17 protein-coding genes and 1 pseudogene are annotated in these 14,882 nt (G+C 66.2%); 7 read left to right on the top strand and 11 right to left on the bottom strand.

From position 1 onward, the window contains the following. Positions 1-12: 12 nt before the first annotated feature. Positions 13-171, top strand: a pseudogene (locus tag QTH97_RS10420) (IS5-like element ISCARN107 family transposase); the annotation flags it as partial. Positions 172-584: 413 nt separating this feature from the next. On the opposite strand, the gene QTH97_RS10415 reads toward QTH97_RS10420, so the two are convergent. After that, a complete protein-coding gene (locus QTH97_RS10415; RefSeq protein WP_286568063.1) occupies positions 585-1,781 on the bottom strand; it encodes an IS256 family transposase in 1,197 nt (398 codons plus the stop codon). A 465-nt stretch (positions 1,782-2,246) separates the two neighbouring features. On the opposite strand from QTH97_RS10415, the gene QTH97_RS10410 reads away from it, so the two are divergent. Beyond that, a complete protein-coding gene (locus QTH97_RS10410) occupies positions 2,247-2,561 on the top strand; it encodes a hypothetical protein (RefSeq protein WP_286568062.1) in 315 nt (104 codons plus the stop codon). Positions 2,562-2,654: 93 nt separating this feature from the next. Here QTH97_RS10410 and QTH97_RS10405 read toward each other — a convergent pair whose 3' ends face one another. Together QTH97_RS10405 and QTH97_RS10400 are read right to left on the bottom strand one after the other, a co-directional pair. After that, positions 2,655-3,050 carry a hypothetical protein gene (locus QTH97_RS10405; protein WP_286568061.1) on the bottom strand — a complete coding sequence of 132 codons (396 nt, stop codon included), beginning with the start codon at positions 3,048-3,050 and terminating at the stop codon, positions 2,655-2,657. 130 nt (positions 3,051-3,180) lie between these two features. Then, on the bottom strand, positions 3,181-3,504 hold the full coding sequence (locus QTH97_RS10400) for a hypothetical protein (protein WP_286568060.1): 324 nt from the start codon (positions 3,502-3,504) through the stop codon (positions 3,181-3,183). 179 nt (positions 3,505-3,683) lie between these two features. Between QTH97_RS10400 and QTH97_RS10395 the strand changes: the two genes are divergently transcribed. Beyond that, complete coding sequence (locus tag QTH97_RS10395) at positions 3,684-5,162, top strand: aminotransferase-like domain-containing protein (protein WP_286568059.1); 1,479 nt, start codon at positions 3,684-3,686, stop codon at positions 5,160-5,162. A 7-nt stretch (positions 5,163-5,169) separates the two neighbouring features. Here the strand turns inward: QTH97_RS10395 and QTH97_RS10390 are convergent, their stop codons facing one another. The 8 genes from QTH97_RS10390 to QTH97_RS10355 form a co-directional block, all read right to left on the bottom strand. After that, a complete protein-coding gene (locus QTH97_RS10390; protein WP_286568058.1) occupies positions 5,170-6,096 on the bottom strand; it encodes an ROK family protein in 927 nt (308 codons plus the stop codon). 4 nt (positions 6,097-6,100) lie between these two features. Further along, the gene (locus QTH97_RS10385) at positions 6,101-6,295 is read right to left on the bottom strand and encodes a DUF2905 domain-containing protein (protein ID WP_028251900.1); all 195 of its coding nucleotides are present in this window, start codon (positions 6,293-6,295) and stop codon (positions 6,101-6,103) included. Between the two features lie 9 nt (positions 6,296-6,304). Then, positions 6,305-7,087 carry a histidinol-phosphatase gene (gene hisN / locus QTH97_RS10380; RefSeq protein WP_286568057.1) on the bottom strand — a complete coding sequence of 261 codons (783 nt, stop codon included), beginning with the start codon at positions 7,085-7,087 and terminating at the stop codon, positions 6,305-6,307. A gap of 40 nt (positions 7,088-7,127) precedes the next feature. Continuing rightward, entirely contained in the window at positions 7,128-7,997 is an 870-nt protein-coding gene (locus QTH97_RS10375) for an ABC transporter permease (protein WP_286568056.1), read from the bottom strand. Next, on the bottom strand, positions 7,994-8,830 hold the full coding sequence (locus QTH97_RS10370) for an ABC transporter ATP-binding protein (protein ID WP_286568311.1): 837 nt from the start codon (positions 8,828-8,830) through the stop codon (positions 7,994-7,996). Before QTH97_RS10370 ends, QTH97_RS10375 begins: the two co-directional genes overlap by 4 nt. Before the next feature lie 62 nt (positions 8,831-8,892). Then, positions 8,893-9,903 (bottom strand): ABC transporter substrate-binding protein, encoded by a 1,011-nt coding sequence (locus QTH97_RS10365; RefSeq protein ID WP_286568055.1) that lies wholly within the window; start codon positions 9,901-9,903, stop codon positions 8,893-8,895. Positions 9,904-9,945: 42 nt separating this feature from the next. Beyond that, positions 9,946-10,845 (bottom strand): TauD/TfdA dioxygenase family protein, encoded by a 900-nt coding sequence (locus tag QTH97_RS10360; protein WP_286568054.1) that lies wholly within the window; start codon positions 10,843-10,845, stop codon positions 9,946-9,948. A 130-nt stretch (positions 10,846-10,975) separates the two neighbouring features. After that, positions 10,976-12,073, bottom strand: a complete 1,098-nt coding sequence (locus QTH97_RS10355; protein WP_286568053.1) for a class I SAM-dependent methyltransferase — start codon at positions 12,071-12,073, stop codon at positions 10,976-10,978. 17 nt (positions 12,074-12,090) lie between these two features. Here QTH97_RS10355 and QTH97_RS10350 point away from each other — a divergent pair, with 17 nt between their 5' ends. Genes QTH97_RS10350 through QTH97_RS10335 form a run of 4 tightly spaced genes read left to right on the top strand, consistent with a single transcriptional unit; the run spans position 12,091 to position 14,850 of the window. Then, positions 12,091-12,888, top strand: a complete 798-nt coding sequence (locus QTH97_RS10350; RefSeq protein ID WP_286568052.1) for an SDR family oxidoreductase — start codon at positions 12,091-12,093, stop codon at positions 12,886-12,888. Continuing rightward, a complete protein-coding gene (locus QTH97_RS10345) occupies positions 12,885-13,274 on the top strand; it encodes a dihydroneopterin aldolase (RefSeq protein WP_028251904.1) in 390 nt (129 codons plus the stop codon). The genes QTH97_RS10350 and QTH97_RS10345 overlap by 4 nt, the downstream gene beginning before the upstream one ends. Continuing rightward, positions 13,275-14,192: a tRNA 2-thiocytidine(32) synthetase TtcA gene (gene ttcA / locus QTH97_RS10340; protein WP_286568051.1), complete on the top strand. Its 918-nt coding sequence runs from the start codon at positions 13,275-13,277 to the stop codon at positions 14,190-14,192. Positions 14,193-14,196: 4 nt separating this feature from the next. After that, entirely contained in the window at positions 14,197-14,850 is a 654-nt protein-coding gene (locus QTH97_RS10335; protein ID WP_286568050.1) for a DUF4136 domain-containing protein, read from the top strand. The last annotated feature ends 32 nt before the right edge of the window (positions 14,851-14,882 follow it).

The following is a 14,882-nucleotide window of genomic DNA, read 5'->3' as shown; positions in this document are numbered from 1 at the left end:
AGGCGACTGCGGATAAAGCAGATCAGGTTGGTTCGCGGTGGGTTCGATCAGTACGGCAAGACGACCAAGCGCGCGGCCTTTCTGGCCGAGATGGATCGCGTTGTGCCGTGGGCGCAGTTGTGTGCGCTGATCGAGCCACACTACCCCAGCGCTGGCCAAGAGCGGCAACCGCCTGTTCGTGGTCGCCAGCTTGATCAACCTCTCATCGTCCGCCGACCACTACTGGATGCCCTTCGGGCCTAGGTGCGCCTGGATGGGCACTATTGCGCGCCCACAGACCCGACCAGAGCCAAATCCACATCGATTGCAGGCCAGAGGGCATGACTCGCGCGCGTTCAGCCTGAAATCAGCGCCTGATCAGAGTCTCCTTAGCCAAGCTCATGAGCGGTTCTCAATGAACGATCGCGACGGCGTGCGAGCACCTGTCGTTCCAGACGGAAGACCCATGGGCGCGCTATTGGGCTAAGAGGCAGTCGTTGAGCGCCGAGAACGCTCGGCTATTCGGCCGCGAATTGATTTAGAGCGGTCACGTCCCAGCGCATGGTGTAAGTCTTCAGCCCGGACAGGGCTGAGATGCACGGTACTCAGCGTGCCACTGCGGACAGCCGAGTGGGTGCAGTATCGCTGAGGGTCTGCAGGCCCTCCAACTGCATGTAGCGCCGGTTGAGCGACCACTCGTCGTTCTGCTCGAGCATCATTGCTCCGACAAGGCGCGTGATCGAGGCGTCGTTGGGGAAGATGCCCACGACGTTCGTGCGCCGCTTGATCTCCGCGTTCAGCCGCTCCAATGGGTTTGTGCTGTAGATCTGCGTCCAGTGCGCTCGCGGGAAGGTCATGAAGGCCAGCACGTCGTTCTCCGCGTCGTCCATCAGGGTGCCGAGCTTGGGGAACTTGTCTCGGAGTTGATCGGCAACAGATCGCCATTGCGTTCGAGCTGCATCGGCCGAGTCCTGAACGAACACGGTTCCGATGGCAGCCGAGACCATGCGCCGCTGCGTCTTGCCGGCGTGCGCCAGAGCGTTTCGCATGAAGTGCACCCGGCAACGCTGCCAGGTGGCCTTGAGCACCTTCGCAGCCGCTGCCTTGATGCCCTCGTGGCTGTCGCTGATCACAAGCTTCACACCGCGAAGGCCCCGGCGGTTCAGGCTGCGCAGGAACTCGGTCCAGAACGGCTCGGCCTCGGAGGCCCCGACCTTCAAGCCCAGCACCTCGCGCTGGCCGTCGGTGTTCACGCCGACAGCCACTATGACGGCCACGCTCACGATGCGCCCGGCTTCGCGCGTCTTCACGTAGGTGGCATCGATCCACAGGTAGGGCCAGTCGCCCTCGATCTGCCTTCCAAGGAAGGCGTTGACGCGCTCGTCGAGCTCCCCGCACAACCGGCTGACCTGGCTCTTGGAGACGCCGCTCATGCCAAGCGACTTGACCAGGTCGTCCACCGAACGGGTGGAGATGCCTTGCACGTAGGCCTCCTGGATGACGGCCGTGAGCGCCTTCTCTGCGGTGCGCCGAGGCTCGAGGAACTCGGGGAAGTAGCTGCCTTGGCGCAACCTGGGAATCTTCAGCTCGACACTGCCGGCTCGGGTGTCCCAGGTGCGCTCGCGGTAGCCATTGCGGCTGTTGAGGCGCTCGGGATTCTTCTCATCGTAGGCGGCGCCACAGCGTCCTTCGACATCGAGTTCCATGAGGCGTTGGGCCATGAACTGCACCATCTGGCGCAGGACGTCGACATCGGCTCCCTTCTCAGCGAGCTCGGCCAATGCCATAGTTGGGTTGGTCATCGTGATTTCCTTCAAGACAAGTTTGGTGGGTCGCACCTCAAACTTATCCGGTCTTCACGATGGCCCCCCCGAAGAGAGCGGTCGCTGCGCGGCAAGCCGCTTCGGGCTACGCCCTACGCGCCTTGCCGCGCAGCGAGTGAAGGAAGACTTACACCACTTGCTGGGACATCAACTTTAGAGCTGGCGAGCTGTCTTCCTCAGATTCTCGCCCTACTTTTCTTCGTAAACACAGGGGTCGCCTAAAAGCGGCCGATCCGCACGCGGTCGATATGCCGTGAAACATCATCCGTCGTAAGTCATTTTCACGAGAAGCTATTGCGCTTAGAAGATGAAATGATGACGGAGGTTGGGATGAGATTGGCACGCGAACGATCTGTCTTCATGCGTCAATTCATCTCCCAATTGATGATTGATTTGACAATTTGATGCTTACTCCTCGGTAGCTCTCCTTTGAGAGGAAAAATCATGACGGCCGATCCGGCTCTCGATCTTCTCAGCACATCTCTGCCTGCGGCACCCCTAGCATCCCACCCGGCCTCGGGGGGCTTCCATTTCGCGATGGACGGTCGCCTTTTCGATGGGGCCCAGTTAATGGCGGCGCTACGCTGCGCAGAGGAGTTGTTTGCCGCCTACGCCAAGCCCGCCGATGGTTCCGATGGTGCGTCAGTGCACGTGCGTTGTGAGTCGGTGGACCGTGCGTATCTCAACAGTCTCGATGCGCTATCCGACGAGCATCGCCGTGCCATAAAGGCTGCGTGCGCGGTCGTGAACGGAAGTTGAATGTTGACGGCTAGCTCTCAGTCAAGCGACGGATGCCCTGGAGGATGACGGGGAACTGTTGCCGGCCTTCAGACCGCAGCGCGCCGTCGCGCGCTAGTCGAAGCGGACTTCCGCAACGGTCGGCGCATCCGGCGACATCGTGTCGGCGTTGGCCAGCGAAGTCGCGGTGCGGAACCAGTAACGGCACACCGTGCGATTCACCATCGTGACGCACATCCGTCCGTCGTCATGGATCACCCAGGTGCCCGATGCCCGTCCGAGCCCCGTACGGCTGGCCTCGACGGTGCCGTCAGAACGAAATTCCCAGTGCGACATCGAGCCGCTCGACAGGTTCTTCGACATCACCGGCTTGCCGACCAGGCCGGCTTCGATGTCGGCCCGGCTCAGGTAGACCCGATCGGCCGCGGCAGCCGCACTCGGGTTCAGCAGCGCCGCGACGGCAGCCACCACGGAGATGAGGTAGATCACGTGAACGAAGAAGCGGGTCATGAGCGGGCTCCACTTGGGTCCGGGGCGCCCGGCAGGTTCACGCGCCCCATGACCCTGAATGTAGGCACTGACCTCGCTGGCGACGAGTAAGCAGTTCGCGTCCCCGATGTGACGCAGTTCACACGCTCCGTCAGGCCGCGTTGCCGACGAGGAGTTGCACGAGCCGCGCGATGCGGGAAGGGGCCGTCGGCGCCACGGTCGCGGCGCGGGGCAGGCCGCGCACCTGCGCGGGCGACAGGGCCGAGACCTCCACCCAGCCGCCATGCTCGGACACGTAGACCTCGCCCTCGTCCAGCGTGGCCCTGGCGGTGAACACCGTCTCGCCGAACCACGAGGGCGGCGACACCACGCTCACGCAGCCTCGCGCGACGAGCAGCGCGGAGCCCGCGTCGACGGCCACGCGCAGGCTCTGGCCCGGTTGAAGGCATGTGATTTCAGGAAGCTCGGTCGTCATCGGAACACCTCTTTGGACTGGTCGGGATGACTTCATCGTAGGCAGTCGACTGTCTTGAAAACAGGCACAACAATGGGCATTTGCAGGCATAACAGTCGCGCCACAGATGCATCTGTTATGGTCTTTTTCCTTCTATCTGCATCTGTTTTCGCCGCTCCGGCTGGGGGAGCATCGACCGCATGGACTCGCCACCGCTCTACCGGCAACTGGCCACGCACTACCTGGACGCGATCCGGGCGGGCTCGCTCAAGCCAGGTGACAAGCTGCCCTCGCTGCGCAGCCTGATGCGCCAGCACGGCATCAGTCTCTCGACCGCGCTGCAGTTCTGCCGCGCCCTGGAAAGCGAAGGCTGGGTGGAAGCGCGCGACCGCTCGGGCTACTTCGTGCGGCGGCCGCGCCGGCTCGCGATCGCGACCATGGACGAACCCGTCGCCGATGTGGCGCCCGACCCGGCGCAGTACGTCGGCATTCACTCCAAGGTCTCGGACTTCGTGGCCCGCCGGCGCCAAGGCGAGGTGCAAGTCGACTTTTCGATGGCACGCGGCGCACCGGAGCTTTATCCCGCAGAAGCCCTGCGCGCCGTCATGGTGCGCATGCTGCGTCAGCGACCCAACCTGCTGACCACGGCGGCGCCTTCGCGCGCCCGCACGCCCTTGCGCGAAGCCGCAGCGCGGCGCGGCCTGCGCGTGGGCATGACCCTCGCGCCTGAAGAAGTGCTGGTGACCAACGGCTGCATCGAGGCCCTGAACCTCGCGTTGCGCGCAGTGGCCCAGCCGGGCGACACGGTGGCCGTCGAATCGCCGACCTTCTACGGCTTGCTCCAGGTGCTCGAAAGCCTGGGCATGCGCGCGCTCGAGATCCCGACCAGCCCGCAGACCGGCCTGTCGGTCGAGGCGCTGGAGATGGCGATCGAGGCCTACGGCCACATCAAGGCGGTGGTCGTCGTGCCGCATCTGCAGAACCCGCTGGGCAGCGTGATGCCCGACGCTCACAAGCAGCGGCTGGTGGAACTGTGCGAGCGGCACGCCATCGCGCTCATCGAGGACGATACCTACAGCGAACTGCTCGATGCCGATGCGCCGCCGCGGGCGGTCAAGTCATGGGACCGCACGGGCAACGTGATCCACTGCGCCTCGCTGCACAAGGTGCTGGCGCCAGGGCTGCGGCTCGGCTGGATCTCGGCCGGCCGCTGGCACGGGCGGGTCGAGATGCTCAAGTACACCCAGACGCGCAGCAACGAGGAACTCGCGCAATGCGCGGCCGGCGAGTACATGGGCACCGGCGCCTACGACCGGCATTTGCGCCGCCTGCGCGAACGGCTTCAGGTGCAGCGCGAGCGCACGGCAGATGCGATTGCGGCGCACTTTCCTGCCGGTACGCGGCTGAACCTGCCGCCCGGCGGCCTGCAACTATGGGTGGAACTGCCGGAGCGGCTGTCATCTGCCACGGTGTTCGATGCCGCCCTGCGCGAGCGGATCCTGGTGGCGCCGGGGACTCTCTTTTCCAACTCCTCGCGCTTCGACCACTTCCTGCGCATCAACTGCGGCTGGCCTTACGACGATGCGATCGATGCGGGCCTGCGAAGGCTGGGGGCGATCGTCGGGGAATGCACCGCGGCGCAGCCCAAGGACACCACGCCGGAACGCAAGGCGGCCTGAGCCGGCCTCAGTCCAGCAGGGCCAGTGCGCCGTAGTCGCCGACCGTGTCGCCCAAACCAGCGGGCACGAGCACCGCGCCACGGGTGAGCGCCGTGAGCTTGCCGTCGATCTGCGCCTGCAGCCGGGGCAGAAGGAAATCGCGGTTGTTCCAGAACACGCTGCCACCGAGGCTGATGCGCTCGAGGTCCAGCGTCGCGATCAGGTTGTAGAGCATGCGGCCCATCACCCGGCACAACGCATCGGTCGTCGCCAGGGCTTCCGGGTCGCCGCGCGCCGCGCCTGCGAACAGGTGGGCCGCGGGATGGCCGAAACGCCGGGCGATCGCATTGCCTGCGGCCAGCCCTTCGACGTCGCCCACGTTGCCGCAGCCGCACAACGCATTGGCATCACCGTCGACGACGAAGCTGTGGCCCGCGTGCCCGGCATTGCCGTTCTTGCCGCGCAGCACCCGCCCTTCGACGCACAGCCCGACGCCGACGCCCGTGCTCCAGGTGACGTAGGCGCAGTGGTCGCTTCCCTGGAGCGCACCCCAGCGCCGCTCGGCTTCGAGCGCGGCGACGGCGTCGTTCTCGACCCGCACATGGGCGAACCGGCGTGCCAGCGGCGCTTCCAGCAGCGCGGTCATCCACTCGTTGGGAAGGCCGCGCGCGGGGCCGGCGATGCCGCCGCAGATGTTGGGGGTGGCGAGTTCGACGAGGCCGTCGCGCAGTTCGAAAGGGCCGGCGGACGACACACCGACGCGATCGATCGTGGCGCTGTCGATGTGCTGCTCCGCACAGATCTCGTCGACCAGCCGCATGATCTGCACCGCGACCGCATCGTTGTCCCCGGTCTTGGCGGTCGGCTCGCTGCGGCGACCGATCAGCGGCGACGCGCTGTCGGCGGAAAGGCTCACGGCCACCTTGGTGCCGCCGATATCGACGCAGGCTCTCATCCGGTCAGATCCATCGTGCAATCAGTGCCGCGATCATGCTGAGCACGACGGTACTCGCGATCGGCAGCTGCCATTCGCGCCCGAAGGCACGAAACTCGAAATCGCCGGGCAGCCGCCCGAAGCCGAAACGCCGCAACCAGGCAGTGAGCCCGCTCATCAGCACCAGGGCCAGAACAACGACGATCAGCCAGCGAATCATGGGTGCAGTTTAGGCCGCAAGAAGGGCCAGCGCCTGTCGGTGAAGTTCGGGGGTTGCGGCCGCGACCACGCGCGCGTTGGCTTCCAGGCCGAGCGGGCGGCCTTCCCAGTCGGTCACGACGCCGCCCGCGGCCTCGATCAAGCCGGTTGGACCGAGGTAGTCGTAGGGCTGCAGGCCGGTCTCGACCACCAGGTCGATGGTGCCGCCGGCCAGTTGGGCGTAGCCGTAGCAGTCGCCGCCGAAACGGCGCATCGCACACTGGCGGCTCAGCCGGTCGAAGGCCTGCCAGTCGGCTGCGTTGAAGATGTCCGGCGAGGTGGTGACGATGCGCGCCTCCGCGATCGTCTTGCAGTCCCGCACGCGCACGGGCTGCCCGTTGCGCTGCGCGCCGATGCCGGCCTGGCCGATCCAACGCTCGCCGAGCACCGGCATGTCGACCATGCCCAGCTCGACACGGCCGCCGCGAACCAGCGCGATCAGCGTGCCCCACAGCGGCGAGCCGGTGATGAAGCTGCGCGTGCCGTCGATGGGGTCGAGCACCCAGATGCGCTCAGAGTCGATGCGCTCCTGGCCATGTTCCTCGCCGAAGATGCCGTCGGCCGGGCGTTCGGCGGTGAGGATCTCGCGCATCGCGGTCTCGGCGGCGCGGTCGGCCTGCGTGACCGGGCTTTCGTCGGCCTTGGCGATGATGTCGAGCGGGGTGCGGAAGAGGCGCAGCGAATGCGCTGCCGCCCCATCGGCCAGCGCGTGGGCGACGCGCAGGTCTTCTTCGGGCGAAAAGTGGAGGCTCATGGGGAGGGATTAGAACCCACCCCCACGGCTCGCCCATGCACTAGCGTTGTTGACCCCAGCGCCGGACGGTCAGGCGCTCCAGGGTGGCAAATCCCAGGTTCTCCACCAGCAGACCGATCAGCACGACCATCGCCAGGCCGGCAAACACACGGTCGGTGTAGAGCTCGTTGCGGTTCTGGAAGATGTACCAGCCCAGCCCGCCCTGCCCCGACGAAGCGCCGAACACGAGTTCGGCCGCGATCAGCGTGCGCCAGGCAAAGGCCCAGCCGATCTTGAGCCCCGACAGGATCGACGGCAGCGCCGCCGGCACGAGGATCTGCAGCACGTAGCGCAGCCCCGTCAGGCCGTAGTTGCGGCCGGCCATGCGCAAGGTCTCCGGTACGCCCTGGAACCCGGCGTAGGTGTTGAGTGCCAGCGGCCACAGCACCGAATGGATCAGCACGAAGACCAGGCTGCCGCGGCCCAGGCCGAACCACAGCAGCGCCAGCGGCAGCAGCGCGATGGCCGGCAGCGGGTTGAACATCGAGGTCAGCGTATCCAGCAGGTCGCGGCCGATGCGCGTCGACACCGCGAGCGTGGTCAGCGCAAAGGCCAGCACCACACCCGCGACATAGCCTTGCAGCAGCACGACCAGCGAGATGCGGACCTTGTCGATCAGCTCACCGCTGGCCAGCCCCTGGACCAGCGCCTGCACGGTGGCGGTAAAGGTGGGCAGCAGGAGATCGTTGTCCTGCCAGCGTGCGGCAAGCTCCCAGAGGGCCGCCAGCACGCACAGGATCAGGCCCTTGCGCAACCAGCCCTGCGCCCAGAGGCGCGAGGCGGCCGGCAGCGGCCTCTCGACGGGCAAGGCGGTGAAGGGCTCGAGCGGCAGTTCGTACTCGGCCCGGATGGGTGGATTGGCGCTCGTCATGCAGTGGTCGCCTCTTGCGCAGGTTCCGCCTCTTCGAACAGCAGGCGGTGGATGCGCTGCGCCGTGGCCTGGAAGTCACCCGCGCCCAGGCTGTCCTGGTTGAAGCCGTGGCTGTTGATCTCGGCACGCATGCGGCCCGGATGCGGCGACAACAGCGCCACGCGGTTGCCGACCACCAGCGCTTCCTCGATCGAATGCGTCACGAACAGGAGCGTGAAGCGCACCTCCTCCCACAGCGCGAGCAGTTCCTCCTGCATCTTGCGGCGGGTGAGCGCGTCGAGCGCGGCGAACGGCTCGTCCATCAGCAGCACGCGCGGCTGCATCGCCAGCGCGCGCGCAATGGCCACGCGCTGCTTCATGCCTCCCGAAAGCTGGTGCGGATGCACGTCGGCGAATTTGGCGAGGCCGACCTTGTCGAGGTAGTGCAAGGCGCGCTCCTCGGCTTCTTTCCGACCGAGCGTGCCGGAGGCGCGCAGCGGAAACATCACGTTCTGCCGCACGGTCTTCCAGGGCGGCAACTGGTCGAACTCCTGGAAGACGACGATGCGGTCCGGCCCCGGCTGTGTCACGCGCCGGCCGTCGAGGCGTATCTCGCCTTCCACCGGAGGGATGAAGCCGGCGACCGCTTTCAGCAGCGTGGACTTGCCGCAGCCCGAGGGGCCGAGCAGCACGAAGCGGTCCGCCTCGTGCACGTCGAAGCTCACGCGGTGCGTGGCTCGCACCAGGCGTTCGGGCGTGCGGTATTCGAGACTGACGCTGTCCACCTGCAGCAAGGGATCGAGCCCACCGTGCTGCCCGGCGGACGCCGATCGGGCGGGCGCCGGATGGCGCAGCGGGGTCTCCGCGAAAGTCCGGCGCAAGGTGATTCCCGCCGAGGTCGACGACACGGCCACGCTCAGTTTCCCGACGTGTTCTGGGCGTCGTCGAAGAAGTAGTCCTTCACCGAAGCCGGCTTGTTCTTGATGGCGCCCACCCGGTGCATGAATTCGGCCAGCACATAGGTGTTCTGCGGCGTGGTCTTGAACTGCACCTCGGGGTTCCTGATGATCTTCAGCAGCAGGTCGCGGTCGATCCTGGCGTTGCCGACCTTGAGGTAGATGTCCGCTGCCTTCTCCGGATTCGCGGTGACGAATTGCGCAGCCTCGTTGAGCGCATCGAGGAAGGCGCGATAGGTCTTCGGGTTCTCGTTGCGGAACTTCTCGGTGGCGTAGAGCACCGTGGCCGAGGCCGGCCCGCCCAGCACCTGGTAGGAGTTGAGCACGATGTGGGCATTCGGATTGCCTGCCAGTTCCTGCTCCTGGAACGGCGGATTCCCGAAGTGCGCGCTGATCTCCGTGCCGCCCTTGATGATGGCCGCCGCCGCGTCCGGATGCGGCACCGCCACGCTGATCTTGTCGAGCTTGTTGAATTCCTTGTCGCCCCAGAGCTTGGCGGAGGCCAGTTGCAGCACGCGCGACTGCACCGAGACGCCGACGGCCGGCAGGGCAATACGGTCCTTGTCGGTGAAGTCTCCCAGCGTCTTCACGTTCGGGTTGTTGCTGACCAGGTAGTACGGAAAGTTGCCGAGCGATGCCACGCCGCGCACGTTCTGCTTGCCGTAGGTGCGGTCCCAGAGCGTCAGCAGCGGCCCGACACCAGCACCGGCGATCTCGATGTTGCCCGAGAGCAGCGCATCGTTGACCGCAGACCCGCCGGAGAGCTTGACCCACTCGACCTTGGCATCGACGCCCGCGGCCTTCGCGTGCTTCTCGATGAGCTTCTGTTCCTGCGCGACGTTGAGCAGCAGATAGACGATGCCGAACTGCTCGGCGATGCGGATGCGGCCTTCGGCATGCGCTGCGATGCTGCCAAGGGTCAGGCCGATGCCGGCGATGAGTGCGGCGGTGTTGCGTGTGAAACGGTTCATGGTTCTTCTTGTTGCGTCTGGCTTGTTGCGATGCGGGTCCGATCAGAACGGCGTGTCGCCTTCGATCGTGGTGCGGTAGAGCTTGCGGCGGAGTTCATCGGGCGTGCCTGCCGCCAGGTGCATCAGCGAGCGGTTGTCCCAGAACACCAGGTCGTGCGGCGCCCACTGATGGCGGTACACGAACTCCGGCTTCACGCTGTGCGCGAACAGCTCGGCGAGCAACGCATCGCTTTCGTCCTGCGGCAGGCCGACGATGCGCGTCGTGAAATGCTCACTGACGAACAGCGCCTTGCGGCCGGTTTCAGGATGGGTGCGCACCACCGGCTGGATGGCAGGCGCGACCTGGTCGATCTGCGCCTGCGAGAGCTTGGGCCGCCAGGGATTCTTGGAACGCAGTTCCTCGTACTTGGCAAGATAGCTGTGTTCCGCCTTCAGCGGCAGGACGCGCTTCTGCAACTCGGGACTGAGCGCCTCCCATGCGAGGTGCTGGTCGGCGAAGAGTGTGTCGCCGCCCTGGCTCGGCAGCTCCTGCGCGTGCAGCAGCGAGCCGAGGCTGGGCTTGGGCTTGTATGAAATGTCGGAGTGCCAGTAGACGCCGGCATCGCCCAGGCCGATGGGCTCGCCGTTCTCCTTGATGTTCGAGACGATCAGGATCTCGGGCTGACCCTTGAGCTGGAACTGGTGGAGCACGTGGATTTCCAGCGGCCCGAATCGGCGGCTGAACGCGACGTGGTCCGCGGGCGTGACCTGCTGGTCGCGGAACACGACCACGTGATGGTCGAGGTGCGCGCGGTGGATGCGCGCGAAATCGGCGTCGTTGATCGGTTTCGAGATATCGAGGCCGACGATTTCGGCCCCCACCGGCGCGTCGAAAGGGCGCACCTCGAAATGCTGGGGCGGCGCGTTGCGCGTACCGGCGTCAGAAGAGAGAACAGCAGTCATCCAAACAATCCATCGTGAGGCTCGCCCGGCCGGATGGCGGGCAGCGACCGGCCACTTTAGAAGCGGGTCCGTGGATTTCCAACGAATTGTTTGTTGCTAGCTTATTCGAGCCTCTTGCGGCCCCAGGGACTCACAGGGTGTGCATGCGGTCGCCTTCGGCGAACCCGATCGCGTCCCAGGGCTCGCCCACGGCAAAGCCGATCACCTTGAACAGTTCGCCCATCTCGTGCTCGTGGATCAGCCGCGCCGCCAGCGTTCGCTCTGCCAGCGACGCCTGCTCCAGCATCGGCAGGATGCCGGCGTTGAGCAGGAACCTCGCCTGGCTGCAGTAGCCCAGAACCTCGAGGCCGGCGTCCTGCCCCGCCACGGCCACGCCGGTGAAGTTCACGTGCGCGGTGATGTCCTTGGCGCCCACGTCCGCCAGCGGGTCGGGGTCCGCCAGATGGCCGCGATGGCACATCACGGTGCCCATGTGGCGCTGCGGGTGGTAGTACTCGGACTCGGGAAAACCGTAGTCGATGAAGAAGGCCGAGCCCTGTTTCAAGCGGTCCGCCAGGGTGGCGATGAAGGCCTCGGCCTGCGGGTGGATCTCGGTCAGGTAGTCGTGCGCGCCCTGTATCTCGACCGGTGGGCGAAGCTCGGTGGGGCGGTCTTCCCACGCGAAGCCGTCACCTTGGCGCACCACGCCGCGCTCGAACCACTCGCCCTTCGTCCGCACCAGCAATTGCACCGGCATCGCGTCGAGTACCTCGTTGCCGACCACCACGCCGCGCATCGTGTCCGGCAGTTCGGCCAGCCATTCGACCTTGCCGGCATGCTTGGCCAGCGTGTGCTGCTGGCGCTCACGCAGGGTGCCGGAGAGGTCGACGATGCGGTAGCGCGCCACGCGGTCGCCCAGCGCGTCGAGCAGCTGGAGAGCGAGTGCGCCCGATCCGGCGCCGAATTCCCAGACCTCCTCCGTGTTGGTCTTTTCCAGTGCCTCGGCCACCTGCACTGCAAGCGTTCGGCCGAACAGCGGCGTGAGTTCGGGCGCGGTCACGAAGTCGCTGCCCGATTCCGGCATCTGCCCGAATTTGCGGCTGGTGTTGGCGTAATAGCCCAGTCCCGGTGCGTACAGAGCCATGGCCATGAAGCGGTCGAACGGCAGCCAGCCACCGGCGCGCTGCAGCGCGGCATCGATAATCCGGGTCAAAGGGGTGGCGCGATCGGCGCCTTGCTCCAGGTTCATTACGGAAATTTATCAGGATGATTGACTCGACCCCGCGTCTCGGCGTGCTCGTGACGGGCGGCGGCCAGCGGCTCGGCGCCGCTGTCTGCGAGGCTTTCGCGCGCGCGGGCTGGGGGGTGTGGTGCCAGTACCGCGAATCGCGGACCCAGGCGCTGGCATTGTGCGCGCGCCTGCGCGACGAAGGCCATGACGCGAACGCCATCGAAGCCGACATCGCCGCCGAGGACAACCGCAGGGCGCTGGTCGAGCAGATTTCGGCCAAGGGCGCGCTGGGGTGCATCGTCAACAACGCCTCTGCCTTCGAACCCGACACCGGCCTCGACTTCGAGGCCGACGCGGCGATGCGCCAGATCGGCGTGAACCTGATCGCGCCGCTTTCCTTCGCGCGGCTGCTCGCGCGCAGCGCGACGGCGGGCGACGGCATCGACCGCTGCGCGATCCACGTGCTGGACCAGAAGGTCTACAACCTGAACCCCGACTATTTCTCGTACACCGTGTCCAAGCTCGCGCTGGAACGTGCGGTTGCCCTGCAAGCACAGTCGCTGGCACCGACGGTGCGCGTGTGCGGCGTCGCGCCGGGCATCCTCTACCGGAGCGGCCCGCAAACCGAGGCCAACTTCGCACAGGCTTCGCGCGCCAACCTGCTGCGCCGCCCCATCGATCCCGCCGACGTCGCGAATGCCTGTGTCTTCCTGGCCGGCACGCCCAGCGTGACCGGCACCACCCTTTGCGTCGACAACGGCCAGCACCTGGTGCCGCTGCCGCGCGACATCATGTTCGTCGTCGACGACCTGCTGAAAGCATCCGCCTCATGACCACTGCCGCCCTCGACCCCCTGCTGCTCTCGTGCCGGCGCGTTTTCCTTCGCGACTACGAGGTGTGGATCAACATCGGCGTGCATGAATTCGAGAAGCGCGCCGAGCAGCGCGTGATCATCAATGTCGACCTCTACGTGCCGCTCGACGTCTCGACGCCGAAGGCGGACGAACTCGACGAGGTCGTGGACTACGACTTCATCCGCCGCACCGTCGCCACGCGCCTGAGCAAGGGCCACATCCACTTGCAGGAAACGCTGTGCGACGACATCCTCACGCAGGTGCTGGCGCATCCAAAGGTCCAGGCCGCGCGCGTGTCGACCGCAAAACCCGACGTCTACCCCGACTGCGACGCAGTGGGCGTCGAAGTATTCAGGAGCAAGTGAATGAGTGCCGTATGGATCGACGAGACGCCCTCGTCCACTTCCACCAATACCTTGAAGATCGAGCGCGAGACCCACAAGCTCGAAAAGCGGCTATGCCGCGAGGTGGGCCGTGCGATCGTCGACTACAACATGATCGAGGAAGGCGACAAGGTCATGGTGTGCGTCTCCGGCGGGAAGGACAGCTACGGGCTGCTCGACATCCTGCTCAAGCTGCGGGCCCGCGCGCCGATCCACTTCGACATCGTCGCGGTCAACCTCGACCAGAAACAGCCCGGTTTTCCGGAAGACGTGCTGCCGGACTACCTCACGGCGCTGGGCGTGCCCTTCCACATCGAGGAGCAGGACACCTATTCGATCGTCAAGCGCGTCATCCCCGAGGGCAAGACCACCTGTGGCCTGTGTAGCCGGCTGCGCCGCGGCATCCTGTACCGCGTGGCGGATGAACTCGGCGCCACCAAGGTCGCGCTGGGCCATCACCGCGACGACATGCTGCAGACCTTCTTCCTCAACATGTTCTTCGCGGCCAAGCTCAAGTCGATGCCGCCCAAGCTGGTGAGCGACGACGGCAAGCACATCGTGATCCGACCACTCGCCTACGTGGCCGAGAAGGACCTGATCCGCTGGGCGCAGCACCGCGAATTCCCGATCATCCCGTGCACGCTCTGCGGCAGCCAGGAGAACCTGCAGCGCAAGCAGGTCGGCGAGATGCTGCGCGAGTGGGACCGGAAGTTCCCGGGCCGCATCGAGAACATGTTCAGCGCGCTGCAGAACGTCGTGCCCTCGCACCTGCTGGACGGAACATCGTTCGACTTCAAGGGTCTGAAGACGACGGGCATCGCCAACGCGGACGGGGACAAGGCGTTCGACGCGCCCGAATTCCCGGCGACGCCCTCGCCGCTGCGCATCGTGCAACTCTGACGCCATGAAACTAGCCTTCGCCGCCGTCGTGCTGGCCGCCAGCCTGACCGGCTGCGCGACCCGCTGGGTGGTGGACAGCGACGTGAGGACCTTCTCGAAGATGGAGACGGTCCCGGCCACCTCCACCTATCGCTTCGAGCGCCTGCCTTCGCAGCAGTACGAGGAGGCGATGCAGCAGCAACTCGAAGCGATGGCGGGCGCCGCGCTCGACGGTGCGGGCCTGCGGCGCGACGACGCGAATCCGCGCTACAGCGCTCTGATCAACGCGCGCGTGACGACCGAACTGTCGCCATGGGCGGACCCCTGGTTCTACGGCGGGCCGTGGTGGGGACCCGGCCCCCGCTTCGGCGGATGGGGCGGCGGACCTTGGGGTGGCGGACCTTGGGGAGGCTGGGGTGGCCGTGGCTGGTACGGCAGCGGCTGGTATGGGCCTGCCTTCCCGCCGCCCTCCCCTTGGTACGCACGCGAAGTCAGCATCGTGCTGCGCGAGCTGCCATCCAACCGCGTCGTGTACGAAACGCATGCGCGCAATGACGGCCCCTACACATCGAGCGAGGCCGTGTTGCCCGTCATGTTCCAGGCGGCACTGCAGGGCTTCCCGAATCCGCCGCAGGGGCTGCGGCGGGTCAACATCGAGATCCCGACGGCGAAGCAGTAAGGGGACGCCCCGTCCCCCCGCTGCTCGCGGCC

The sequence above is a fragment of the Variovorax gracilis genome (assembly GCF_030317115.1).
Taxonomy (GTDB): Bacteria; Pseudomonadota; Gammaproteobacteria; order Burkholderiales; family Burkholderiaceae_C; genus Variovorax; species Variovorax gracilis.
This window is presented reverse-complemented; position numbering and strand designations above follow the sequence as displayed.